A 24353-nucleotide genomic window follows, 5' to 3' on the forward strand; every position below is an offset into this window, starting at 1 on the left:
TTTAAAGGGTGCTGAGACCACATAGAAAAGGTAATGCCATGCCAGAATTAGGGTGCTGCATTGCGGAAGTCAGGAAAATGATTCATTTTAGCAAGGTATGATGTCTTGGTTAAAAAGTTAGGAGTAATTTTAAGATTAGAACCGGCCAACACCAAGTATAGAACCAATATAGGTTTCATATACTGAAACCTGCTTTGCCCCGGCAGCTATAAGCGAATTTTTGAGGTCTTGGACAGTAGTAACGTTGTAACTTTTCTTTCTTTCTCGCATGGAGATCAAAAAATTCCAAAACCCCACGGAAGCAAGAGCTAATAGAGAGCTTAAGCGCTTTATTCCTTTAGCTGCCCGCCATTGAGCGACGATTGCACTCCATAATGAAAGAGGGGCAGACGAATTAACTACTACGATTACGCCCAGGGGTCGAATGACCCTGCGAAGCTCTGAAAAGAAGCGACGATATTCGGCTAGGGTGTAAACGACGTTGATTGAAATCGCCACGTCAAAGCTCTGGCTTTCAAAAGGTAGCGGTTGATTTAAATCATGGGGCAATATTTTTGGTGGACGCCCGTTATTATATGGCAAATTTTTAACTTTGTTTTCGGCTATTTTAATCATGGCCGGAGACGAATCGACCCCGATAACTTGATGGCCTCTTTTAGTAAGTTCTTGAATGTAATTGCCGGTTCCACAGCCAGCATCTAGAATCTTAAGAGGTTGTCCTTGGGCATAATTATCTATGTGGTCGCAAACCTCTTGTACGAGAATTTGATAAGGTATATAGTGCTTGGCTAGCCTATCATAGCTACCTGCATATTTGTTCCAGAAAACCCGCTCAAGTCTTTCGTTTCTCATCACTATCCTGCACTTTTGTTATTAGTGTCGCTTTCATAAATGGTGATCTACATAAAACGACCTACAAGTGATTAAATATTATGCATTAACTTAGGCGGCTTTGTGTCCTTTACAAAATAATTATATAAATTTATATTTTTTGCCTTAACAGTTCCATGAGCTTGCTCTAACGAGAGCAAATAAGGACTTGTTATATCGCCAAAACAAAACTTTGGCTCTGCTAGCTGCTCAAAAACAAAACCATAGCGTCTAAATGTTCTATGCAGACGGTTATCCAATATTGCGAACCAATGGCTGATACCATGTCTTTCACTGTAGTTAAAAATGGTTTTATATAGACCAAGGGTTATGATTGGGCCAAGTTTCCTGTATTTAGGATGTATGATTAATCTTGAGACCTCCGCAAATGATTTAGTGTTTGCCGGTCGTTCGATATCAAACAAGGATTCTATTGGAAATCCTAGCGGTGATTCCTTAATGAGTCTTATTGTTGCGATAATTGCGGAATTGTTCTTTGCAATAAATAGTTCAGAGCACGCATCCCACGCATCACACTCTAGTCCATCGGGGTAATCCTCAGCCTTAAGATAATTCTTTTCCACGCAATATATATCGTATCGCAGTCGGTATACAGCCAGCTTTTCTTCTTTTGTCCGAGCCTTTTTGAAGGTGATCATGGTTCTTTCTTGCTAAAAGGCGATAAATCGCAGATAGGACATGAATTTTACTAATTACCATATTATACCATATTAGCGCTAAGTCGCAATGCTTCCCCTTGGCTATTTGAAAATATAAAGGCTAAGCATGTAATATTATTACGTACGCATGGCTTATTAATAGTATGCATATGACTGGTTATTGAGGTATGGTATTCTTGTGCGCTCAGTAGATGATTAATAATGCTGTAGCACTAGAAAAATCTGAATATGCCCTGGTAAAAACATATTCTCAACCAATTGTTTTAGGAGTATATTATTCTAATCATTATTGTTGTTTAGGCTAGCGGTTGATAATATCCTCATATAGTGGGGGAAGTATATCACTAAAATGGTAACGCAAACTTTAAAGAGAATGCTACTCGGTCAGCCTATTGAGACCGAACGCGACCACGAAGAACGACTTATAAAATTCCTCGCCCTTCCTGTATTTTCGTCGGATGCAATATCATCTACGGCGTATGCCACCGAAGAAATTCTTCTCGTATTAGTGTTGGCTGGCGCAGGCGCAATTTACTTATCTTTACCTATTGCTATGGCTATTGTCGGCCTTCTAGCCATCCTGGTTGCTTCATACCGCCAGGTTATAGCCGCTTATCCAAGCGGCGGAGGTGCATATGTTGTTGCACGCGACAATCTAGGCTACAAGTTTGGCCTTGTTGCCGGCGCGTCTTTGCTTATAGATTATGTGCTGACTGTAGCAGTAAGTATAGCTTCGGGTGTTGCGGCCATCACATCTGCCATACCGGTATTGCATGAACACCGTGTTTTTCTGGGTGTGGTATTTGTTCTGCTAATCATGCTTGCAAATCTTCGAGGCGTAAGAGAGTCCGGAAAAATATTTGCTATACCGGCCTACTCCTTTATACTTGGTGTTGGCTTGATGCTCATAGTTGGTTTTGCGCATTATTTTTCCGGCCACCCCAATATAGCACCGGTCAATATCAAGACAACTGCTTTTGAGCCGATAACAATGTTTTTAATCTTAAGGGCATTTTCGTCAGGATGTGCTGCTCTAACCGGTGTTGAGGCGATTAGCAATGGTGTCCAGGCGTTTAAGAAACCTGAGGCCAGGAATGCAAGGATAACGCTGGTTTGGATGGCTATCATACTGGGATCCATTTTTCTTGGTGTAACTGAGCTTGCTCGATTTTACCATATAGTACCAATCCAGAATGAAACAGTATTATCACAGCTTGGCAGAAGTATTTTTGGTAGAGGTATAGTCTACTATTACATACAGGCCGTTACGGCTTTGCTTCTTGTGGTTGCAGCGAACACAAGCTTTACAGGATTTCCCCGCGTTTCTTCGCTTATGGCAAGAGATGGGTTTATGCCCAGGCAGTTGATGAATAGAGGCAACAAACTTGCCTTTTCAAACGGTATCTTAATGCTTGCCTTTTTCTCGATAGTTCTACTTGTAATATTTGGAGGGGATACTCATAGATTGATCCCACTTTATGCGGTGGGTGTTTTCACTAGCTTTACATTATCACAAATGGGTATGGTAAAACACTGGTATATGGATCGTGGTCAAGGCTGGATGGTTAAAGCTCTTATTAATGGGGCTGGGGCAGCCGCTACCCTTATAGTTCTTGTAGTTATCGGCGCGTCTAAATTTACTCATGGCGCATGGATTGTGATAGTTATCGTGCCGGTACTTATCCTCCTTTTTACAAGGATAAAAGCACATTATAACAGTATTGCAGAGCAGTTATCTCTCTGTAACTTAAGGCCGCCTAAACCGGCAAATAACTGGGTTATTATGTGTATCGGCGGAGTTCATTGCGGAACGTTGCAAGCGCTGCGTTACGCAAAAATGATCTCAAACAATGGAGATGTAAGCGTAATTTACGTAAACACTCAGAGCGGCGAACCTACGGATGTGTTGCAAAAGTGGGAAAAGTATGGATTCAGCACGCCTATTGAGGTAATAAAATCGCCTTATCGCGATGTAATCGGGCCTATAATTAACCGAGTAAGGCAAATACACGACGAGCATCCCGACGACTTCATCACGATAGTTGTTCCCGAGTTTGTATGTAAAAAGTGGTGGCAGCATCTGCTGCATAACCAAACCGCATTTATCCTTAAAACTAGGCTGATGTTCTGGCCAAATGTGATAATCACAAGCGTGCCGTATCAGCTTTCTTAGCCAGGTGCCTGCGGCGCATCATCCAATAGTTCAATTGCGCTATCCTTTTTGATGAATGCGTCCCCGAGAAGGCACGCCAGTAAAATCAAAATTACTGCGGCAAGAAGGTAGCTTCCAAGAGTATCGGTTAGCCAATGCGCACCGCTATACACACGGCCGAAGCCTACTATTAAGGGCATAATAAATGAAAATGCCGCCCAGAGATATCCGATTGGCCGCTCCTTAGCGCTTTCAATTGCCATCATCCCAAGGAATCCAAAGATAATCGCATATTCCAAAGTGTGGCCTGATACAAAGCTAAAGCCGGTTGATGGGTCGTAGATCTTAATCAACCCGGCAGCTGGCCTTGGCCTCGATAACACGTTTTTTATCGCGTATGAAATGACCTCAGATATACCGGCGGCTGCTAAGTAGACTATACGCCGGTACCGCCGCGTTACCATAAAGATTACAAAGAGCACAACATAGACGATTCTAAAAGCTGAAGAGGCAAAAATTGAGTTGGTGGTACGGAGAAAGCTATCCCAGCTCTGGGACTGCATAAATAGCGTAACAGTGGTGTCGAAATTATTTATCGGGTGTGCCGCAACATAAAACGAGAGGACCGCGAATAGGGTTAAAAGTATTGCGATAGCTGCTAAAGCTTGCATTCTTTTAATCATCGTCATATGCCCTATCAATCTCAACGCTCCCGATTGTAATTTGTTCCTATCATATTACTGGTGATCAAACTTGGCAATTTCAGGTTAAGTAAAATATCTAACTAAAAGTTGCTCATAAAAGTTGATCTACAGGCCTAAGATATTGGAGACGGATTTCACTAAAAACCCGTCTCCAAATCTACCCAGCAAGAAGACGTATGCTATAAAGCCAAAATAGAATATACCGCTTAAAACCAGATGGACGGCATTAAGTCTACCGTTGATTTTAAGGTTTGCAAGCAGCAATATGCTTGCACCAATTCCCAAGGCTGCTGCAATGACCGCGGGTTCAGTAAGATGCCATGGCGTGAAAATGATGCCAAATGCAGGCAGAATGCAGCTCTGAAAAACCATGGCCCCGGTAATATTTCCCATCGCTAAAGTATCTTTCTTGCTGCGAACCCATAAGATGCTATTGAATTTCTCAGGCAGCTCAGTTGCGATTGGAGTAACCAAAAGCGATAGGACAAGTGCGGAGATAGCAAAATGGGCTGATATAGTAATAACTTGGCTGATAAAGAGATGGGCTCCGTATATGATTACGCCGAGTGCAATTATAAGCTGTAAAACTATAAATCGCCAGCGGGGAGGTAAACCCTTTTTTTGAAAATGAAGCGGTCTCAAATTACAGGCCGTATCGCCACAATCAGATATCGTGTTGCGAAAGTAATGGATATAAATGCCAAGGAGCGTGGCTGCCAGCGCAAGCTTAACAGGCCGAGACGGCATGACAGCTGCAATTAGTGCAATACTGTAGCTGGAGAGAAAATAGCGAAGGTCACGAGTCAACGTGTTTATATGCGCGTCGACCTGACGGGAGCGTCCGTTGACAAAAGAGAAGGTAAAGATTCCTGAGCCGACAACAAACATGGCTAAGGTTGCAAGCATAAAAGATGACCCGATAATAGCACCTATACCGATATGCTCTTCTCCCTTGCTAGAGCCGAAGAGAATTGCAAAGACGGGGATTATAGTCTCAGGCAAGGCTGTGCCGATTGCCGCAAGAATGCTGCCGACGGCGCCTTCGCCTAGTTCAAGCCGATGACCTAGCCACTCAACTCCGTTGCTAAACAGCTCACAAGCAGCTAAGATAATCACCAGAGATAAAGCAAAAAGAAGATAAGTAATCAGCAAATTTATCTCTCCTTTGACCGAACAAAAACTAACCGCATATTTAAAACAAAAAGACCTTCAATCAAAAAAGATTGAAGGTCTCGCTAGTTGTTGCCAACTGGCCGTCCGGGCTTTTACGCCGGGTTTGTCGAAACGGCCAACCTGTACCGTACAGCACAGGTAGCTACTCCCCTTCTGGTTTGTATCGATTTAAATATAAATCAGAATGTGTTATCAAATCAAGGTTTACCATGTCATTCGGTCGGCATTAAGTAGCATAAATTTATGCCACTTTTTTCTAAAAGTTGTATGGTTGTGCCGGATAGGAATCATTTAATTAGTGAAGGCAGGCCTTGTTAAAGAAACTAGTAACCGATATAATCCGCTTTGAGAGATGCGTAGCCAGCAACCGCATGATCAATAAACCTTTGCTAAAACTATAAAAATAAAATAAAATTAACGCTGTAGATAAGTAGTGTTTTTACAGACAAACCGACCATAAAAGAAGTAATCCATAGGATAGTTCATCGCGGAAAGGATAAGAGTAGATGAAAGCAGTAGTAGTTGGAGCAACCGGTTTCATAGGTGTTGCGTTATGTCACTATTTAAAGCAATGCGGTTGGGAAGTTACGGTTTTAGCAAGAAATGCTAGTAAAGCCGAAAAGGTATTGGGTGTTGGCTACAACATCATAAGCTGGTCCCCTGATTCAGATATCCCCCAAGAAGCACTCCAAGATAGCGATGCTGTTATAAACCTGGCTGGTGAACCAATCGGTAATGGAAGATGGACCCGAGAACGCAAACAGCGTATTTTGGAGAGTCGGGTTCAAACTACAAAAAAGCTGGTTGAGGCAATAAAAGGTCTCGATAAGAGACCGGAAGTATTGATAAACGCCTCAGCGGTTGGATATTATGGCCCACGGGGCGATGAAACGCTCTGTGAGAAAGAAAGGCATGGAAGCGATTTCCTGGCCGAAGTTTGTAAGAAATGGGAGGAAGAGGCGTTAAAGGCAAGGCGGCTTCGCGTAAGGGTCGTGCCGGTTCGGATTGGGATAGTCCTTGGTCGCGGAGGCGCACTTAAGCGCATGTTAACACCGTATAAGCTTTTTGCCGGCGGTAGGATTGGCAATGGAAAGCAATGGATGTCCTGGATACATCGCGACGACCTTGTTGGAATAATAAAATTTGTAGCTGAAGACGGTTCCATAAACGGTCCTGTTAACGCGACCGCCCCGCGGCCTGTTACTATGAACGAGTTCTCACGGGTGCTGGGGCGGGTTATGCATCGTCCATCATGGCTTCCCCTACCAGGTATTATTGTTAGAATGGGCTTAGGTGAAATGTCTGATATGGTACTTAAAGGGCAACGGGTTCTTCCCTGCAAGCTGATGGAGGCAGGATATGAATTTAAATTCGAATCGTTGGTGGATGCCTTAAGGGATGTCCTAAGAAAAAGAAAAGATAAAAAGCCTGCGCCAGAGGCTATCGCAACTAAGAAAGAATCAGTTAGCTTGAGTTCGGGAATCGATACTGGCGATAATAGTAAAACAAGCGAAGGTAAAACAAGCAGCGCCACTTCCAGGCAACGCAAGTCAGACAGCGCTAAGAAAACCGTAAAAAGCAAGTCACACGCAGCAGATAAGAAGCTAGCTAAGAGCAGCCAAAAATCTCCAAAAACCACTGCATCGTCAAAAAGAGCTAGCCAGGCGAAAACAAAAAACAATGCCGGCACTAACGGCTCAAGTGAAACAGTAGTGGCAGCACGCAATGGCAAGTCAGGAAAAATATCGAATAGTGCAAGTAGAGCCTCTAAACATACCAAGCCAAATGGAGTTAAAGTTAGTGCTTCAGGAACTAAGACAAGCACTCCAGGTAAAGCAAACGGCAATGCTAGGAACAATGGCAGCGGCAAGCTGGCAAAATCAGCAGCACAGGCGAATTCAAATGGCCTGAGTAAGACAAAAAGCAAAACCAGCACAAATGGTTCTCGCAGCGCTGTAAAGGCCAACAGTGCAAAAGCTTCGATGCAAACCAATGGAGCGGGCAAAACAGTGGCAGACACTAATGGGGCAAGTAGTACAAGTGGGGCGGGCAAGTCAGCAAGCAAGGCTAAATAGCATCTAGAAATACTGATAAATCAGCATTCATATCGTATATTTGTGTATATAAAATAGCGCCTTTACCAAGGCGCTATTTTACTTGCCATGCACGATGGTCACGATAGGATGGGTTATCCTATCGTATCGACTGACGAGAAGCTTGGCTCATGCAGTGGTATAATAATATCTGCGATCTCTTTCACGCGAAGAACCTGGTTGTAAGCCGTATAGGAGTTAACGTGCACACCTGGAGCGATCACTTCCATTTCCATAGCGCGAACTGCCGCAGGAGGCTCAAAATTTTCCATAATAACACAGAATCCTGTAATTGCTGCCAAACCTTTCTCGGTATTTACCAGCACTGTTAAACATCCCTCTGTATGAGACGGTGTATGGATAACCTTCAAGCCCTCGGCGATCTCATACTCGTCTCCTTCGATGACGACTATTTTGCCAGCCTTTTCAATTTCTTCGATGAAATCATACTCGTAGCGAAAATCAAGCGGATGCGGATCGTGAATCGTCTCTAACTCTAGCTTGTGGATGTAGAAAGTTGCATTCTTGCATTTTACATCGTTCTCACAGTGGTCGTTGTGCAGATGCGTGTGTATAACGATATCTATATCCTCTGGCTTTAGTCCCCACTTAGCCAAACCTTCCTCAAAAGTATGTATTTTGCCGCCGATTCTTTCTTCCCTTTCCTTTGAAGGTAGCACACCCATGAGCGCTGTATCGACGAGAATCTTCTTGTCTCCTCCCTCTATATACCATACATAAACCGGTATATGGTATTCGGTGCCATAGCCGTGCTGATAAGTCATGATACCTTTATCGATAACTTTACTACCAACAACGATTGGATGAATTTTATAGGTTGCCACTATCATTCACCTTCCTTTTCTTATATGTTAAATAATTATCATATCAAATAAGCGATACTTTTTTAAGTAGGAAATTACCTAATTTAGAGTAAGGCATGCTTTTCGGTATGCATAAGTATACCCGGTATGGATTGCTGAATTTAGGCTTATTTAACTTATCTCTCTGCCTTTATTAACACCTGAGGTCCACGCGTTGTGGTAGTTATATGTAGGCAGGCAAACTTATTAAGGTGGGCAAATAATACATTGCTTAGATAGTTTGTTTAAGATTGGCCTATAAGCGGTAATAGTTTATACAGGATACTATGCGCAGTCTGGCGGTTAATTGCAGATGGAATTAAGAACTAGAAAAGCTAATCGGGAAGACTTGATGCTTTTATATGGCTGGGCTAACGATCCGCTTACCCGCAAGATGAGCCTTAATAAAGGTACCGTATCGCTTGAGACATATTACAAGTGGTTTAACATATATTTGCATGATGATAATATACTCTTTCTAATTGTCGAAGGTTTGGACAAGGAGGATTGGATTCCGATTGCTCAGGTGCGTTTGCATGCGGACGGAGAAATAAGTTTCTCAGTTGCAAAGGATTACCGCGGTAAAGGGTTGGCGGCTCGCATAATTATTAACGCTATTGAGTTTGCAAAGTCCTGCTTTCCAGTTAATTGTATAGTCGCAAAAGTGAAGAAAGACAATCTCGCATCAATTAAATCGTTAGAAAGAGCCGGATTTAATCTAATTGGAGAAGATACAATAAAACGCGAGAGTTGTTATGTGTATGAGAAGTATTTATAACAGTTTCTAACCCTTAAATTCTAAAAGTCTGAAGAACATCGGCATGTTTTGAGGCATCTCGTGGTAAAATATAGATATGGATATAATTAAGCGATTGTTTGGGAAGAAACCAATACCTGAAAACCTGGGCCGGAATCAGCCCTGCTGGTGTGGAAGCGGCAAGAAATATAAGCATTGCCACTATGACAGGGACCAGAAAAAGTTGTCCACCATAAGAGCCGGCAAATGTAGCCCGAGCGGCTGAAGCTCGTAGTGCGTGTGGGTGCACGCTAGTGATTCCGCTCCCCCATAAACCATGCGGCTATCATTAAGTTGTATGCACGCAGTTTAGTATGCGTAAGTCTGAGGAATATTTATCTAAAGGGTATACTAAGCCGTTTAGCAATCAAAGGGTGGCCAAGTGGTCAAAATATACGGTTTGATTGTGTTAGTTATTTTTATCATAGCCGTGTATAAGTGGGGTACGATATCTACACTTCTTCATCTACGGGGATCATCTTTAAGAATAAGAGGTTTTAAGAATCGCAAGGTAATCAAAGAAGAAAAAGATGTCGGCAACAACGAGGGCGGCAGACCTTTATATAACAGACATTATCACTTCCTTACTCCACCGGCAAAGATGGATCTACAGCAGATAAGCAGACTAGAGAGGCTCCATGCGAGCTTAAAGAATCCAGGGGTACGCCTAAGTTGGCGGGCACATCGCAAAGCAGCAGACCATAATTACCATTCCACTGATAGGTTTAAAGGGATGACCATTGAAAGTCATAAGGCCGATAATTTTGTCGCACTTCAGGCAAAAATTGATTCGCTGCTTGAAACGAAAAAGGATGCAAGAATTATAACGCCAGCCGGGATGCGAACACTGATAGCTGCGACGGATAAAAAATGGCGACCCCTTATTATAACCGCATGCTGCACTGGTATGAGGGCTGTGGAGCTTATAGGTTTACTTTGGGAGGATATTGATTTCTATAGAGGAAGGATAAGCGTAAAGCGCATTTTCTGTGACGGTAGGTTTCGCGATACCAAGCCCGAGTCGCAAAATAGATCGATTATAGTTCCGCCGATTGTGATAGACGCTCTTAAGGAGCACAGAGTTAACCAAATACAAAACGGTATAAGTACCTCAAATAATTTTATTTTTACAAGCTCGACCGGGAAACCTTTGAGCCTGGGTAGCCTTGAGAAGCGTATTTTGAAACCGGCTTTAGTAAAGGCAGGCATGGGCGAGATTGACTTTGAGGATATTCGCTATAGCTATGCCATGGCTCTTTTAAATTCTGGGGAGAACGTTACTTTTGTCTACAAACAGCTTGGTCTCCTCGTAACTGAAAGCGATGATCAAGCCTATAGGGAATCTCAAAGTGACATAGAAAAAGGAGCAAACAGTAGATTAGGCTCTATATTTGGTACAATGCCCTTTGAAAAGGATGCGGCAGTGTTGGGTAACGATATTTATAACAGGGACGATTTACTCTACCCTCCATGGATGGAAAATTAGGATTTATCAAGCGGCTTTTAGCTGCTTATAGCATAAAACTTCAGACTGAAGCAGTCTGGTAAAGTCTGGCAAGCTAAGCAGCGCGAAATTCACCGAATAGCTCATCTAAGACATCGCCCACTGATTTGTATTCCCTATCAGGAAGTTTCTTAGCGAAGTCACAGATGCTTATAGCTTCACCTTCTTCAAGATCGAGCTCTTCGCATCCTATTGATGCAATAATATCATTTTTACTTGCAGGAAAATGGATTCCTTCCAATACATCTGGCAAAGAACTTAGCCAATACCAATTCTCAGAAGATACCGCTTCATCTTCGGGTTTGACCGGCTTTTCCTGCCAATTAACACTGCTGGGCATAAACAACACCCCCAATTCCTGGATACCCATAAATGACATGGGTTAACAAAGAATTTCATTGTGGGCGGGCTTTTGGTAGGCTAGGATGTTAAGTACTCCTTAATCCCCGCCTTTCAAGGGCTTTTATAATAGCAGACTTATCTATCTGGCCCTCCTGAATTAACTCATCCCCTATAAAGACTGCCGGCAACAAAATAAGGTCTTGCCTAATACGCGTTATGAGAGGCTCTATTTCGTCTGTATCATCGTATAGGATGTTATACGTATCGATTCTAGCCTGGTCTCCAAATCGCTCTGAAACGGCGCCTGATAGGCTGTTAACAATTGCCATAAATTCCTTATCGCCACTGGCTGATATGCATGACCTTCAGCCGCTAGGAACTGTTGTATAAACAACGATAACATTTAATGGGTTTAAAATACTTACCAACCACCTTGCAAACTAAATGAACCGCTTCAAGGCGGTCTTTATTTTTATTTTACTATCTGACAGCAGATTTAGGGATAGAAACAGCATTCTTTTATCATTTTAAAACAATGGCTTGGACGTGGTAAAATAACTTCTATAAAGTACAGCTGGATGGTGAAAATGGCAAAGGAAACGTTAACACTATTTGGAACAGCAGTTTCGTGCGCTCAGTGTTTGGCCAACATAAAGAATGGTCTGGAAACCTTGCATGGAATATTCAGCCTTTCGGCAGACGTAAAGGCCGATACGCTACAAATCGACTACGATTCTGATATTATCGATGAAAATGGCATAAGAGCGAAACTGCGAGCCCTTGGGTTTGGGGCAAAAATGCTCTATTGCATATGTTAAGGCTCTAAGCCGCCTGGGCTTCGCTTGGCGTTATGACAACATCAATCAGCCTGTTGTTTCTAAATACTTTAAGGTATATTTGTTGGCCGGGTCTCCATGTCCCTATGGCGCGGTAGATATCATCAACAGTCAATACTTTTTTTCCATTAACTTCTACCAGCAAGTCATTAGCACGGATGCCCGCCTTATCAGATGGCCCGCCCGGCTCAACGTTTACAGTCACAACTCCAAATGGCATGTCAAACCCTAAGGATTTAGCAAACTCATTGTCTAAACGCCTTTGCTGAGTAAGCATCCCAAGATGTGGACGTTGCACACGCCCAAATTCAATAAGTTGGTTTACAACCATTGCCGCAGTATTGGACGGTATGGAAAATCCTATCCCCTGTGCAAACACTATAGCCGCGGTATTAATCCCGATAATCTGGTTTCTTGAATCTACAAGTGGACCACCTGAGTTTCCCGGGTTAAGAGGCGCGGTATGCTGAATGATATTTTCAATAAGCTTGCCCTCCACGCCCCTAAAAGCCCGTCCGAGTGCACTAATTATGCCTGTTGAAACCGTCGAGCTAAGTCCTAGCGGGTTGCCTATGGCAATAACCAGCTGACCGACCCTTAGTCTTGAGGAATCACCCAGCCTGGCATACGGCAGGTCTTTAGCGTCGGCCTGTATTACGGCAACATCGGTGGCCGCATCAGCACCTACAAGAGAGCAACGAAGCTCCGTACCGTCTTGCATAAATGCTATGAGTTGTTCACTTTCGTTCACTACATGAGCGTTTGTAAGAATATAACCGTCCGCCGATATAATGGAGCCTGAGCCCCCACCGATTATTTCTCCGAAGACCCGATAAGAGGGTCGTTTGACCGTGATACCTGCAACTGTTGACCCAACCTGCTCAACAACAGAAATTACCGCCTGTGAATAGGCGTCAAGTATGTCGGAGTGAGATTGTTCTTTGTTTTCCATAAAGACTGTGCCTCCATCATGCGAGCCGATTCCAAATACTGATTAACTAACTTTTTAGATAATATCCATTAAGTTGGCTATGTATGCTTTGAATTTTTAAAATTGAATTAAATTATCGATAATTTGCCTGGTAAAGTAAGAATATATAGCACAGATGCCGTAGCTCGCAGTTCAAGCTATTGCAGCTCTAACAGAAGCAAAGGCTATGATCTGGGTAAGGAGGCGAATGGCAGCTTTAAACTGAAAAATCAAATTTCTACCCTTCAAAGAGCTTTTTATAATTGCCGTATCCCTCTTTTTCTAGATCTTCTTTTGGTATGAACCGCAAGGCAGCCGAGTTTATACAATACCTTAATCCAGTTGGCGGTGGGCCATCGTTAAAGACATGGCCTAGATGGGAATCCGCATGCTTGCTTCTTACCTCTATCCTGCCAAAGGGAGCTAGCTCCTTTCTTGTCACAATGTTGTTAGGCTCTAATGGCTTTATAAAGCTTGGCCATCCCGTTCCTGAATCGTACTTGTCTTTTGAGCTAAACAATACTTCTCCGGAAACAATATCAACGTAGATACCATCTCTTTTCTCGTTCCAATACTCGTTATTAAAAGGCGGTTCGGTTCCCTCTTCTTGCGTGACCTCATATTGCTTTGGTGTGAGCATTTTCTTTAATTCCTCTTTTGATGGCTTTTTCAAGGCTTTGTTTTCCATGCCAACACATCCATTCCGCGAAAGTTTTTAGTGTAGCTTATTTACCCTCTATTGTGCCGATGCTAATGAGTACGATTAAAAACGCGCGGTAATTTATAAATTAAAACAAAGGGAAAGGCAAATGAAAGCATTTATTGAGTAGCGCTACTCAATAAAAATCATTTATTCAAGAAACGTGCCAAAAAACAAAATTAGGCCGTAGTCGGGCCTAATTTTGTTGCGTGGAGATAGGGGGATTCGAACCCCCGGCCTCAGCATTGCGAACGCTGCGCTCTCCCAGCTGAGCTATATCCCCAATATATTTTGCATATAAGATGATACTACCATCGGTTTCAATTCTCAACCGATACGAGTTGCTCAGGCCACAATGTCAGAATTCCGTTACCTAATGCCCAAACATCTAATCCAGAAGTCCTGGTATTGGCTCTATAATAATCTTTCGGTCTTTGGCCGATATCTTCTTTATGACATCTTTAATTGCTGGGATCAGGTGCTCTTTTGAGTTTTCAACGACATAAACATCATTGCTGCCGGTGCGGAGGACGTCTGTCACATGTCCTAAGTGTTCGCCCCCGGTGGTGTAGACGTCCATGCCAATGATCTCATGTATCCAGTACTCGTCTTTGCCCAGCTTGACCGCTTCCTCGATGGGGACGACAAGGTCGTGCGTGGCGATACGCTCGGCATCTTCTCTGGTATCTATGCCTTTAAATTTAAGAATTAGACCGGATGGTCTACTCTCAACTTTTTCAATTACCAAAGACTGTATGCCGGGGATTGGGGGGCTTGGATAAAGAGTTAAGCCTTTTTTAAATCGCTCAGGGTAATCGGTAAGGCTCAATGCCTCTATATCGCCTCGCAGGCCATGCGGCCGGTTGGCATGAGCAACAACCAGATACTTCGGTCGCATTATCCGCTCCAAATACTAATCAGTCGATTATTTCGACGATAGCTTTTTTGCCTTCTTTCACGGCCGATGCTTTGACGATAGTTCTAATTGCTTTAGCAATACGTCCCTGCTTGCCTATGACTTTACCGAGGTCATCCGGCGCAACATGCAATTGCAGAATGATGGATTTTTCACCTTCGACGACAGAGACTCTTACACTATCCGGGTCATCCACAACAGCCTTCGCCAATAGCTCTAACAACTCTTTCACTAAGATACCCCCTGCTAGATTTTCTCTAGCTAAGAACTCCTGATATTTTCAATAGTTTTTTGACCTGCTCGGTTGGCTGTGCACCTTTCTTTAGCCACTCGGAAGCTCTCTCGTTATTGATTTCAATAGTCGACGGGTCGGTCTGGGGATTGTAACGACCCAGAATTTCTATAAACCTTCCGTCTCTTGGCGACCTTGAGTCTGCAACAACAACCCTGTAGTGTGGGTTTTTCTTCCCACCTACGCGGGATAGCCGAATTTTGACTGCCAAACTGTCACCTCCTTTGCTATTGCCATAACTTTCTATATTTAAACCTTATAATATCAGCGCAAATGCTATCCAAAGAACGGAAATCCCATACCCTTGGGCATCTTTATCCTGCCCTGCATATTGCCGAATTGCTTGATCATCTTCTTTGTTTGGTTAAACTGCTTAAGCAATTGGTTTACCTCATGCGGGTCGGTACCGCTTCCCTTTGCAATTCTCTCGCGTCTGCTGCCGTTAATCAAGCTTGGGTTGCGGCGCTCCTCGATAGTCATAGACTGTATTATAGCCCTGATTCTAGCAAGGTCTTTATCGCTCACCTGGATATCCTTTGGTAATTTACCCAGCCCTGGAATCATTTTAATAAGCTGGCTGATTGGACCCATTTGCTGCATTTGCTCCATCTGGACTAGAAAGTCCTCAAATGTAAACTCGGCCTTACGCAGCTTCTCTTCCATCTCCCGAGCCTGCTTCTCGTCTATAGCTTTTTGCGCTTTTTCGATAAGCGTTAATACATCGCCCATACCAAGGATTCTTGAAGCCATACGGTCGGGATGGAACGGCTCGAGGCTGTCCATCTTTTCGCCTACACTTATAAGCTTAATTGGCCGGCCTGTTACGGCCTTTATAGATAGCGCGGCTCCCCCACGGGCGTCGCCATCGAGCTTGGTCATAACAACACCGTCAAAATCAAGCTTCTCACGGAACGTCTGCGCTACGTTTACTGCATCCTGTCCGGTCATCGCGTCGACAACCAAAAGAATTTGATGAGGCTTAATTTCTGACTTAATCTCTTCAAGCTCGTGCATCATCTGGTCGTCGATATGAAGGCGGCCGGCTGTATCGATTATTATAATGTCAGAGCCATGCTGGTTTGCGGCCTTAATTCCCGCTTTTATTATTTGAAGCGGCGGTGTTTTTGGATCATCGCTGTAAAATGGGATCTTATTCTCATCCGCAAGCGTCTTTAACTGGTCTATGGCTGCTGGCCGGTAAATATCTGCACCGATCAGAAACGGTCTTCTTCCGCTTGACCTCAAAAAGTGCGAAAGTTTTGCCGCTGTGGTTGTTTTACCGGAACCCTGCAGGCCAACAAGCATTATGACCGTCGGCGGTCTAGATGCAAAGGTAATCTTGCTCTCCGTCGAGCCCATTAGCTCAGTGAGCTCCTCGTTTACGATTTTAATTACCTGCTGGGCAGGCGTTAGACTTTCCATAACTTCAACACCAATGGCCCTTTCCTTGACCTTGGCGATGAAATCCTTGACTACTTTGTAGTTGACGTCAGCTTCGAGCAGCGCAAGGCGGACCTCACGCATAGCCGCATCGACATCTTTCTCGGTAAGCTTGCCGCGAGACCTTAATTTACTGAATATGTCTTGTAGCCTGTTAGACAGGTTATCAAACAAAATACTCCCTACTTTTTGCAAAATAAAATTCAGCTGGGATTATATTCCCAGCCGTGTAAATATTATACCAGGTAATCGATGCTGTCAAGCTGCGCAAACTGAGAAACTTATTTACATGCAAGCTTATGCCCCGGTAGATGAGCGGAACCCCAGGTTAAAATCGGTTTTAAATATCTGTGGTTTCTTTTACCACCTCTTTTGAATTATCTTCTATTTTATTGATAAGCTGCTCGCCCTTAGCGGCTCGTACACTCATGTAGGTGGATACCGTTACCACTGCTTCTAGTATCATAAGTAGCGCTGTGATAAAAAATCTCAATGCTTCCGCATAGTTGCTGTCTGATGGCAGATCTGTCACCACAAGGCTCGGTATTAAAAATACGATTGAGAATTGCATTGCAAAAATCGTAAAGAAAAATCCTTGGACAAGCGTTCGGCTTCTGGCAAAAATAGATCTGATACCTCGAATTTCTTCAAGGACGGTGACTGGGATTATAAGCGAAAACCAGGTGAAAAAGACCGCGGCTGGTATTAAAAATACAATGCCTATGGAATTAGCAAACATAAGAAGGGCGGGAAAAACCGCAATGACCGAGATGGTTATTGTCATAGCGGAAATCATATTCACTAATATTATTTTAGGGTAAATTATTGTAGCATTTCGGGCGATAGTAAAAAACTTTGCCCGGCTGCTCGAAATCTCGTTTTTTACAATGGATGCCACAAAGCCCAGCAGCCAAAGGTCTGCCAACGCAATGATCATATTAGAAACAAATGAACCGTAATCGATCGTTATTGGTTTGCCATCAGGACCCATTTCGGTTATTGAGGGAAAGTGCACATAAAGCGGCAGGATCACGCTTATAATCGCAGCCAGACCAATCGATAAGGCTGAACCCAGCAAAATCAGTCTCCATTGACGGTCAAACAGTTTATAGGCCTCGCTTAAGATGTTAAAAAACAACAAATCATTCACCGTGAAATAATATGGGTATAAAGGCTTATCTGATTATACCGCAAACGGTGTGAGGCAATAAATAAACGGCATCAAAGCCGCCGTTATCAGATCAGCTATATTAACTAAATCAAATCTTTAAGGGCATCAGCAGCCCCCTCGTAACCGCGCTCCAGCGATTTTGCGAATGCCTCGGCCGCACGCTTTTTATCATTGAGCTGAATGTATGCGTATCCAACCCAGTAGTACGCATATGCATTATCAGCATCAAGACCCGCGGCCATTTCATGCTCCTTTATTGCCTCTCGGTACATCTCTTTTTCGAGATAGCATGAGCCTAAGTTATAGTGTGCATTGGCATTCATCGGGTCATGCTCAATGATAGCCCTATACTGTTCAGTGGCTTCCTCGATAGCTCCCCGGTCGAAATAGATCGTACCCAAGCCGAAGCGGGCCTTTATCATGCCTGGATTAAGCTCGACGGCTTTCTTGAAATATTTGATAGCCTTGTCATTGTCAGACCTCTCGAAATATATCCGCCCTATCATAAACCAGGCATCCCAATTTCTCCTGTCGATTAAAACAGCCTGTTTAAGGTATTTTAAGCTCTTATTATATTGCTTAAGGTTATAATGAATGATGCCAAGCGCATAATAATTCAGGCTATCGCCGGGACTAATGGCTATTGCTTTTTCGATTTCCTCTTTAGCTGCGTGAAAGTTTCCCTGGTTAGCAAATTCTTGAGCCCGCAGTTGATTTGCGTTGAGCTTTAACCCACTCTGACTGCTTTTTCGTCTCAGTCTAAGGGAAACTGCAACCGTAATCAAAGTAACTATCGCCAGCGTAATAAATATTAATATCATTTGTACGTCCTCCAATATTGCCTGAATGTTTTAGGTAGCGTTGCTAATATGCTCTCTTGGCTTCTTGCGCCCAATATCAGCATGAATATCGCTTTACCTAAGTTATATCGGACTAAAAGAAGCAACCTTTAGCAATTAAACCCAAGCCGAATAATGTAAGACGTAATATTATATAAGTGCTGTTCAGGGACGTCATAGAGATAATATGGTTGATATTACCAGTAAGTAACGTGGTTAAGAGGTGCAGTTTTTGGGCCCTTATAGACTAATAGACCTCGGTATTTGGTCCTATTCTTGCTGTCCCACGAGGGCTTCAACGAATTCTTCAGGGTTGAATTTTTGCAGGTCGTCCATGCCTTCGCCAACGCCAACATAGCGGATCGGTATTTTAAGCTCATCCTGAATCGCGAGGACAATTCCGCCTTTTGCTGTGCCATCAAGTTTTGTAAGCACGATACCATCAACTTTTAGCGCCTCATCGAATAGTCTTGCCTGTGCTATTCCGTTTTGCCCAGTGGTCGCGTCAATTACGAGCAGGGTAATAACTTCTGCATCGCCTTTTTCGCGCTCGGCTATCCTTTTTATCTTTTTAAGCTCTTCCATGAGATTTACGTAGGTATGCAGTCTTCCAGCAGTATCAATTAGCAAAACATCGGCCTTTCTTGCATGTGCAGCATGGATGGCATCGTAAACGACTGCTGCAGGGTCAGCGCCGCGCTCGTGTTTAACAATATCGACGTTTAATCTTTTTGCCCATATATCAAGCTGTTCAACAGCCGCAGCCCTAAACGTATCCGCTGCGCCAAGCATCACCGATGCACCATCTTTCAAAAATCTTCTTGCAAGCTTTGCGATCGTTGTCGTTTTCCCGGTGCCATTTACGCCCACTATAATGTATATACGCCTTGTTGCTGTGTTATGAACGGTTTGCGCTGCCTCTGTTCTGAGAATATTTATGAGTTCTTCTTTTAATAGACCAATAATCAGGTTGGCTTCAGTAATCCTTTCCTCGGCAACTCTATCCCTAAGATTATCAATTATCCGCATGGTAGATTGGACTCCGATATCAGCCTGGATAAGTATCGCCTCGATATCATCCCAAAGCTCATCGTCAATCTTACCTCTAAGTGTTAGGAGGCTGCTTATCTGACCGACAATATTTTCGCGGCTTTTTAACAATCCCTGCTTAAGCCTTTGAAACCAAGACAAAGTTTCTTCCGCTTGCGTTTCTTCAATTATCTCCTCTACCTGCTCAGCGGTCTCTTCTATAGCCTCTTTGTCGGTTTCTTCAGCTTCCTTAGCTTCCCCAGATTCAAAGCCTTCTGTCTCTTGGATTTCTTCTTGACCTAAACGTTTTCTAAACCAGCGCATCAGTTAAATCACCCTATGAATTAATCTTATTCATTCCCATGTTATGAGAAATAATAATAACATACTCGTATTCTTGCGGCGGCACAATATTTACGGGTTAGCCTACTTACCGATACTTAGAACTACGTAGTGCGGCGATCGAGATATTGAAAATCGCCCGGCATTGAAAACTACCCAACGCCTATTGTTACCTCACTAAACTTTTGCGAGATAAGCTTTGAGACGCCGTCGGCTTGCATCGATACCCCATAAAGCGAATCTGCGATCTCCATCGTTCTTCGCTGGTGAGTGATTATGAGGACCTGGCTTTTCTGTTTTAACTTATTTATGAGGGTTATAAATCGCTGCAGGTTGATATCATCTAGCGCTGCTTCGACCTCGTCGAGGATATAAAATGGGCTTGGCCTCGTTTGGTAGAGTGCAAATGAGAAGGCCAGTGCAACCAGTGACTTTTCGCCTCCTGAGAGGAGCGAGAGCCTTTGTAGTTTCTTTCCTCCCGGCTGCGCCACTATATCTATGCCGCTGTTTTTAATATCCTCAGGGTCGGTTAGGATAAGCTCTGCCTGCCCACCAGGAAAGAGCGCTTCAAATACCTTTTGGAAGTTTTCATTTACTTTCTCAAAGGTCTCACTGAAGCGAATTTTCATTTTTTGTTCGATTGCACTGATTACTTTCATTAAGGCGCGCCTGCTTCGTTGCAGATCTTCTATCTGATCAACAAAGAATTTATGCCTCTCCTCAAGCTGATTATATTCTTCGACGGCTACTGGGTTTACCGGACCGAGAGCTGCAATACGTTTTCTGAGGCTCGATATCTCAGCTTCTGCTTCTTCATCAGGGATTGTAATCCGGTAATCCAGTGCTTTCTCAAGAGGTATTCCATATTCATCGACTACTTTTTGGACGGCCGATGTTACTTTTAACTCAAGCTGGGCTTTTCTTACCTCAGTTTCGTGGATCTGTTTGATTGTAGACTCTATCTGATCGTTAATCTTATTGATATCAAGCTGATGCTGGCGAAGCAAATTTCTTAAATCCTCAAGTGAGCCCTCCTCAAATGAGGTCATTTCTATTACCTGTTCCTGGCGAAAGGCAATAGATTTCAGGATATCCTGCAGCACCACCTTAAATGGGCCGAATTTTTCGTTTAGATTTTCTAAAAAATCTAAAAAGGCCCGTTTCTCATCAACGTGAAGATCGAAGTCTTTAAGTTCGTTGTTTGCTCTTAAGGACCTTCTTGTATTATGCAAAAGTCTTTCGTTTAGCGATTCTATATCGACTTTTAGCTTCTCGATCTCGACTCTTAACCTTGATTCTTCTTCGTGGTAAATTTCTCTTTTCTTTGTCGCTTCGTCTAGATTATATTGCAAAGTATAAAGTTTATCCCTTTGCGCCTTGGACTCTTGTTTTAACCTTGAAATGCTATCCATATCTTCTTTCAGTTTTGCCTCAAGCTTGAGTATTTTCTCGCGAACGAGTTTTTCGTGCGATATTTCAAGCGAAAGCTCCGGCTCGATATCGCTTATCGTCTGTCTGATATTTTTTTGCTCAACTTTTCTTGCTTGCAATCTTGTCCAGAAATCATCTTTTTGCACGTTAAACGATTCGAGCCGCATTTCAATATCGGCTTGGATTTTTTTAGACGCCTCGATTTCATCTTCGAGGTCGTTCAATTTACTGTTGAGTTCTTGAAGCTCCCTCTGATATCCCAGGATTCCTACTGATTCGTTTGCTGCACCAAAGATAACTTTGCCATTGGGTAGGATAACTTCGCCGCTAAGCGTTACTAGCACCTCATTTTCTACCTTGTCCTGCAGAAGAAGTGCCGTATTAAAATCTGAGACAATATAGACATGGCTTAAAAGCGCACTTACCGCATATTTGAACTTATCAGGGTAAGATACCACATCAAGGGCCCAAGTAGTAAAGGGCAGTTTTGCGGAAGGCAGGCTGAACCTAGCCCGGTCGCTTGCTATAAAAGAGGCCATACCCAATGAGTCTTTATGCCTCTCGTTTGCAAGTTTTTTTAAATTATTAGAGTTCTCAAGGACAACGCAGAAGATATCGCCACCAAGTGCCGCTTCGATTGCCCGCTCAAATTCTGGCTTTACCGCTATTGCGTCTTTCAGGAGACCTAGAAACTCCTGCATATCTACTATATCCAGTGCGTTTGTTATGTCATCTAATGACGGAAAAGAATCGATTATATCTTCAAGAGCTTTGATTCTTGCCTTAATGCCCGCAAATTCTTGCTTTAGTTCGCTGTCACGTTTGCGTATATCTTCTAGCTCGCGCTTAAGCTGCTCAGTGAGCATATTAAGTTCATTGAACTGGAACTCTAGCTTGGTTAATTCGATACCAACAAGCTCTGCATCTCTTTTCTTTTGCTCAAGCTTTTGATATAGCTCGTTTTTCTTTTTTGTTGTTTTATCATACTCTTCTCTTAGAAAATTTAGTTGGTTCTCATTGGTCTGTACAGCTAGCTGCAACCCATGGAGCTCAACCTGATAACTCTCTGCAATATTGCTCTCATTCTGGATTTTTGCCTTTAGCCTATTTATATTCTCTTCTAACTCAAGCCGTTTTGCTTTGGTTTCCTCCATCTCTTGCTCAAGGCTTGCCAGCGAGGATGCGTTGTTTTTAAGGTTTTCTTGGAGAGAGGCTTTTTCTTTGCTTAACCAATCGCGCTGTTCGGCAAGGCCGGCTTTTCTTTGCTCTGCCTGCGAGATATTGTGTTTTGCTTCGCTAATCCTCTGCTCGATGTTCTTTTGCTTTTCTGCTAACAAATCTATATTCGAGCGAATACGTTCTTCGGCAGATTGAAGCCTTCTTCTTTTCTCGTTTATGTCGCCTGAATAGAAATTCTTCGCCTCAAATTCTACCTGCAGTTTCTCGTAGCCATCGTGCATATCTGAGAGCTGGGTTTTAAGGTCACTTAATTTCTCACGTAGTTCCGACTCCAGCGTTATCACATTCTGCCAATCGTCTTGTAGTTTATGCAGGTGGGTTATCGCAAGCCCGACCTCAAGTGTTTTAAGTCTATCGGTTAGGGTGACGTACTCCTGGGCTTTAATGGCTTGGTTTTTTAAAGGTTTTAGTTGTCTACTGATCTCCTGCACTATATCTTTTGCGCGCTGAAGGTTTTGATCCATTGAGGCCAGCCTTTTCACAGCGCGCTCTTTTCGCTTCTTGTGCTTTAGTATTCCTGCTGCTTCTTCTATTAATAGTCGTTTGTCTTCAGGCTTGCTGTTTAGTACTTCTTCCAAGCGGCCCTGTCCGATAATGGAATAGAGGCCTTTGCCAAGACCGGAATCTAAAAGCAGTTCCTGTATGTCAAGGAGTCTGCAAGGTGAGTTGTTAATATAATAATCGCTCTCTCCTGAACGAAAGAGTCGTCTCGTAATCGTTACTTCGCTAAATTCGATAGGTAGCAGTCCATCTGTATTGCTTAAAGTAAGTGAAACTTCTGCCATTCCTAGCGCTGGCCTGGCCGCGCTTCCGGCAAAGATGACATCATCCATAGAGCCGCTCCGCAGCGACCTTGCGCTTTGTTCTCCAAGCACCCACATTACGGCATCGCTTATATTGCTTTTGCCACTCCCATTGGGCCCAACTATAGATGTGACCCCTGGTTCGAATCTTATAACAGTTCTGTCGGCAAACGATTTAAATCCTCTCAGGGTCAACGACTTTAAGTACAATTATGGCTCCTTGAATATTCGTTCGTGTTTCGGTCACTAGATATAATGTTACTAGATATAATATAGCGGTAAAGATATGAAAGTGACAACTTTAAGTAAGGTTACTTAGTTATCGGTGCTGCAGTTAAGTGTGGGTAAGTAGTAAGGGCAATAAGTTTACTATAAGCCGCGCCCTGCTTCCTCGCAATAACACGGTTATCTTTGTAGACACCCGAACTGCGCCACTGCAGCATTGATAATCGCGGCGCTATTGTTTCCTCACTTCACTCTCAAACTTAGCCAAAGCCTCTTTGGCAGCTTCTTGTTCGGCTTTTTTCTTGCTTTTGCCCACACCTTGACCCCAGACCTTATCGTTTATATAAACTTTGACTACAAAGCTTCTATCATGCACAGGTCCGAATTCGTCTACGGTGCGGTATCGTGGAATGTTGCCATACCGGGCCATGACGAGCTCTTGCAATCTCGTCTTTGGATCTCCAAATTGCCCCAAGGACTCTCTCTCATCTATAAGCCTTTTGAAGTTTTTAAGGATGAATTCCTTAGCTGCCTCCATCCCCTGGTCAAGATAAATAGCCCCTATTATAGCTTCAAGCGCATCTCCCAATATTGAGACCCTTGTTCTTCCCCCGGTTTGCTCAGCCCCTTTTCCCATTAGAAGGCATTCACCAATATTGAGTTTCTTGGCGATCTCTGCGAGGAAGTTAGCGTTAACAATGTTAGCCCTTAATTTTGCAAGATCGCCTTCAGTTAGCTCTGGAAATCTATGATAAATGTACTCTGTAACCACAAGGTTAAGTACCGAATCACCCAAGAATTCCAGTTTTTCATTCGTTACCGAAAGGCCTTGCTCAAAACTATAAGACCGATGGGTTAACGCCTGAAACAACAACTCTTTATTCTTAAAATGAAAGCCGAGCTTATCCTCTGCTTTAAAAACGTTATCTGGTAGCGACATCAC

The 24353-nt window shown here is 43.3% G+C and carries 24 protein-coding genes and 1 tRNA gene; 6 read left to right on the top strand and 19 right to left on the bottom strand.

Annotation, left to right across the window (positions count from 1 at the left end):
- Positions 1-135 precede the first annotated feature (135 nt).
- Both K6T91_08610 and K6T91_08615 read right to left on the bottom strand, forming a co-directional pair.
- Positions 136-852, bottom strand: a complete 717-nt coding sequence (locus K6T91_08610) for a class I SAM-dependent methyltransferase (GenBank protein ID MCL6472854.1) — start codon at positions 850-852, stop codon at positions 136-138.
- A gap of 71 nt (positions 853-923) precedes the next feature.
- Positions 924-1454, bottom strand: coding sequence for a GNAT family N-acetyltransferase (locus K6T91_08615; GenBank protein MCL6472855.1), 531 nt, complete (start codon positions 1452-1454; stop codon positions 924-926).
- Between the two features lie 445 nt (positions 1455-1899).
- Here K6T91_08615 and K6T91_08620 point away from each other — a divergent pair, with 445 nt between their 5' ends.
- Entirely contained in the window at positions 1900-3723 is a 1824-nt protein-coding gene (locus K6T91_08620) for an APC family permease (protein MCL6472856.1), read from the top strand.
- Here K6T91_08620 and K6T91_08625 read toward each other — a convergent pair.
- Both K6T91_08625 and K6T91_08630 read right to left on the bottom strand, forming a co-directional pair.
- Positions 3720-4385 (bottom strand): phosphatase PAP2 family protein, encoded by a 666-nt coding sequence (locus tag K6T91_08625; GenBank protein MCL6472857.1) that lies wholly within the window; start codon positions 4383-4385, stop codon positions 3720-3722. The two genes, K6T91_08620 and K6T91_08625, sit on opposite strands and share 4 nt — an antisense overlap.
- A 126-nt stretch (positions 4386-4511) precedes the next feature.
- On the bottom strand, positions 4512-5558 hold the full coding sequence (locus K6T91_08630) for a sodium:calcium antiporter (GenBank protein MCL6472858.1): 1047 nt from the start codon (positions 5556-5558) through the stop codon (positions 4512-4514).
- Between the two features lie 527 nt (positions 5559-6085).
- Here K6T91_08630 and K6T91_08635 point away from each other — a divergent pair.
- On the top strand, positions 6086-7654 hold the full coding sequence (locus K6T91_08635) for a TIGR01777 family oxidoreductase (GenBank protein MCL6472859.1): 1569 nt from the start codon (positions 6086-6088) through the stop codon (positions 7652-7654).
- A gap of 113 nt (positions 7655-7767) precedes the next feature.
- Here K6T91_08635 and K6T91_08640 read toward each other — a convergent pair whose 3' ends face one another.
- Positions 7768-8523 (bottom strand): N-acyl homoserine lactonase family protein, encoded by a 756-nt coding sequence (locus K6T91_08640; protein MCL6472860.1) that lies wholly within the window; start codon positions 8521-8523, stop codon positions 7768-7770.
- A gap of 325 nt (positions 8524-8848) precedes the next feature.
- On the opposite strand from K6T91_08640, the gene K6T91_08645 reads away from it, so the two are divergent.
- The 3 genes from K6T91_08645 to K6T91_08655 all read left to right on the top strand — a co-directional run bounded on the left by K6T91_08645 (position 8849) and on the right by K6T91_08655 (position 10817).
- Positions 8849-9313, top strand: a complete 465-nt coding sequence (locus K6T91_08645; GenBank protein MCL6472861.1) for a GNAT family N-acetyltransferase — start codon at positions 8849-8851, stop codon at positions 9311-9313.
- A gap of 76 nt (positions 9314-9389) precedes the next feature.
- The gene (locus K6T91_08650; GenBank protein MCL6472862.1) at positions 9390-9557 is read left to right on the top strand and encodes an SEC-C domain-containing protein; all 168 of its coding nucleotides are present in this window, start codon (positions 9390-9392) and stop codon (positions 9555-9557) included.
- Positions 9558-9713: 156 nt separating this feature from the next.
- Positions 9714-10817, top strand: a complete 1104-nt coding sequence (locus tag K6T91_08655) for a tyrosine-type recombinase/integrase (GenBank protein ID MCL6472863.1) — start codon at positions 9714-9716, stop codon at positions 10815-10817.
- 73 nt (positions 10818-10890) lie between these two features.
- Here K6T91_08655 and K6T91_08660 read toward each other — a convergent pair whose 3' ends face one another.
- Together K6T91_08660 and K6T91_08665 are read right to left on the bottom strand one after the other, a co-directional pair.
- Positions 10891-11175 (bottom strand): DUF2795 domain-containing protein, encoded by a 285-nt coding sequence (locus K6T91_08660; GenBank protein ID MCL6472864.1) that lies wholly within the window; start codon positions 11173-11175, stop codon positions 10891-10893.
- Positions 11176-11263: 88 nt separating this feature from the next.
- Entirely contained in the window at positions 11264-11506 is a 243-nt protein-coding gene (locus K6T91_08665; protein MCL6472865.1) for a hypothetical protein, read from the bottom strand.
- Positions 11507-11764: 258 nt separating this feature from the next.
- Between K6T91_08665 and K6T91_08670 the strand changes: the two genes are divergently transcribed.
- Positions 11765-11995, top strand: coding sequence for a heavy-metal-associated domain-containing protein (locus K6T91_08670; GenBank protein MCL6472866.1), 231 nt, complete (start codon positions 11765-11767; stop codon positions 11993-11995).
- A 4-nt stretch (positions 11996-11999) separates the two neighbouring features.
- Here the strand turns inward: K6T91_08670 and K6T91_08675 are convergent, their stop codons facing one another.
- From K6T91_08675 to rnc, 12 genes are all read right to left on the bottom strand, one after another.
- On the bottom strand, positions 12000-12965 hold the full coding sequence (locus tag K6T91_08675; protein MCL6472867.1) for a trypsin-like peptidase domain-containing protein: 966 nt from the start codon (positions 12963-12965) through the stop codon (positions 12000-12002).
- Between the two features lie 256 nt (positions 12966-13221).
- Positions 13222-13671: a peptide-methionine (R)-S-oxide reductase MsrB gene (gene msrB, locus K6T91_08680; GenBank protein ID MCL6472868.1), complete on the bottom strand. Its 450-nt coding sequence runs from the start codon at positions 13669-13671 to the stop codon at positions 13222-13224.
- 222 nt (positions 13672-13893) lie between these two features.
- A tRNA-Ala gene (locus tag K6T91_08685) sits at positions 13894-13966 on the bottom strand.
- A 105-nt stretch (positions 13967-14071) separates the two neighbouring features.
- Positions 14072-14581 (bottom strand): ribosome maturation factor RimM, encoded by a 510-nt coding sequence (gene rimM, locus K6T91_08690; GenBank protein ID MCL6472869.1) that lies wholly within the window; start codon positions 14579-14581, stop codon positions 14072-14074.
- A gap of 19 nt (positions 14582-14600) precedes the next feature.
- Entirely contained in the window at positions 14601-14831 is a 231-nt protein-coding gene (locus tag K6T91_08695) for a KH domain-containing protein (GenBank protein MCL6472870.1), read from the bottom strand.
- A gap of 25 nt (positions 14832-14856) precedes the next feature.
- Positions 14857-15102 (bottom strand): 30S ribosomal protein S16, encoded by a 246-nt coding sequence (rpsP, locus tag K6T91_08700; protein ID MCL6472871.1) that lies wholly within the window; start codon positions 15100-15102, stop codon positions 14857-14859.
- A gap of 65 nt (positions 15103-15167) precedes the next feature.
- Positions 15168-16505: a signal recognition particle protein gene (ffh, locus tag K6T91_08705; GenBank protein ID MCL6472872.1), complete on the bottom strand. Its 1338-nt coding sequence runs from the start codon at positions 16503-16505 to the stop codon at positions 15168-15170.
- Positions 16506-16671: 166 nt separating this feature from the next.
- Complete coding sequence (locus K6T91_08710) at positions 16672-17472, bottom strand: hypothetical protein (GenBank protein MCL6472873.1); 801 nt, start codon at positions 17470-17472, stop codon at positions 16672-16674.
- Positions 17473-17585: 113 nt separating this feature from the next.
- Positions 17586-18323 carry a tetratricopeptide repeat protein gene (locus K6T91_08715; protein ID MCL6472874.1) on the bottom strand — a complete coding sequence of 246 codons (738 nt, stop codon included), beginning with the start codon at positions 18321-18323 and terminating at the stop codon, positions 17586-17588.
- Between the two features lie 288 nt (positions 18324-18611).
- Positions 18612-19532: a signal recognition particle-docking protein FtsY gene (ftsY, locus tag K6T91_08720; GenBank protein ID MCL6472875.1), complete on the bottom strand. Its 921-nt coding sequence runs from the start codon at positions 19530-19532 to the stop codon at positions 18612-18614.
- A 332-nt stretch (positions 19533-19864) separates the two neighbouring features.
- Positions 19865-23395 carry a chromosome segregation protein SMC gene (gene smc / locus K6T91_08725; protein ID MCL6472876.1) on the bottom strand — a complete coding sequence of 1177 codons (3531 nt, stop codon included), beginning with the start codon at positions 23393-23395 and terminating at the stop codon, positions 19865-19867.
- 247 nt (positions 23396-23642) lie between these two features.
- The gene (gene rnc / locus K6T91_08730) at positions 23643-24350 is read right to left on the bottom strand and encodes a ribonuclease III (protein MCL6472877.1); all 708 of its coding nucleotides are present in this window, start codon (positions 24348-24350) and stop codon (positions 23643-23645) included.
- Positions 24351-24353: the final 3 nt, after the last annotated feature.

The organism is Bacillota bacterium, from assembly GCA_023511485.1.
Taxonomy (GTDB): Bacteria; Actinomycetota; Aquicultoria; order Aquicultorales; family Aquicultoraceae; genus CADDYS01.

What these genes read in the sequence shown, in the direction of transcription:
- K6T91_08610 (MCL6472854.1), bottom strand. Translation starts at nt 852, where the DNA reads ATGAGAAACGAAAGACTTGAGCGGGTTTTCTGGAACAAATATGCAGGT.
- K6T91_08620 (MCL6472856.1), top strand. Translation starts at nt 1,900, where the DNA reads ATGGTAACGCAAACTTTAAAGAGAATGCTACTCGGTCAGCCTATTGAG.
- K6T91_08625 (MCL6472857.1), bottom strand. Translation starts at nt 4,385, where the DNA reads ATGATTAAAAGAATGCAAGCTTTAGCAGCTATCGCAATACTTTTAACC.
- K6T91_08635 (MCL6472859.1), top strand. Translation starts at nt 6,086, where the DNA reads ATGAAAGCAGTAGTAGTTGGAGCAACCGGTTTCATAGGTGTTGCGTTA.
- K6T91_08640 (MCL6472860.1), bottom strand. Translation starts at nt 8,523, where the DNA reads ATGATAGTGGCAACCTATAAAATTCATCCAATCGTTGTTGGTAGTAAA.
- K6T91_08645 (MCL6472861.1), top strand. Translation starts at nt 8,849, where the DNA reads ATGGAATTAAGAACTAGAAAAGCTAATCGGGAAGACTTGATGCTTTTA.
- K6T91_08650 (MCL6472862.1), top strand. Translation starts at nt 9,390, where the DNA reads ATGGATATAATTAAGCGATTGTTTGGGAAGAAACCAATACCTGAAAAC.
- K6T91_08660 (MCL6472864.1), bottom strand. Translation starts at nt 11,175, where the DNA reads ATGCCCAGCAGTGTTAATTGGCAGGAAAAGCCGGTCAAACCCGAAGAT.
- K6T91_08665 (MCL6472865.1), bottom strand. Translation starts at nt 11,506, where the DNA reads ATGGCAATTGTTAACAGCCTATCAGGCGCCGTTTCAGAGCGATTTGGA.
- K6T91_08670 (MCL6472866.1), top strand. Translation starts at nt 11,765, where the DNA reads ATGGCAAAGGAAACGTTAACACTATTTGGAACAGCAGTTTCGTGCGCT.
- K6T91_08675 (MCL6472867.1), bottom strand. Translation starts at nt 12,965, where the DNA reads ATGGAAAACAAAGAACAATCTCACTCCGACATACTTGACGCCTATTCA.
- msrB (MCL6472868.1), bottom strand. Translation starts at nt 13,671, where the DNA reads ATGGAAAACAAAGCCTTGAAAAAGCCATCAAAAGAGGAATTAAAGAAA.
- rimM (MCL6472869.1), bottom strand. Translation starts at nt 14,581, where the DNA reads ATGCGACCGAAGTATCTGGTTGTTGCTCATGCCAACCGGCCGCATGGC.
- K6T91_08715 (MCL6472874.1), bottom strand. Translation starts at nt 18,323, where the DNA reads ATGATATTAATATTTATTACGCTGGCGATAGTTACTTTGATTACGGTT.
- rnc (MCL6472877.1), bottom strand. Translation starts at nt 24,350, where the DNA reads ATGTCGCTACCAGATAACGTTTTTAAAGCAGAGGATAAGCTCGGCTTT.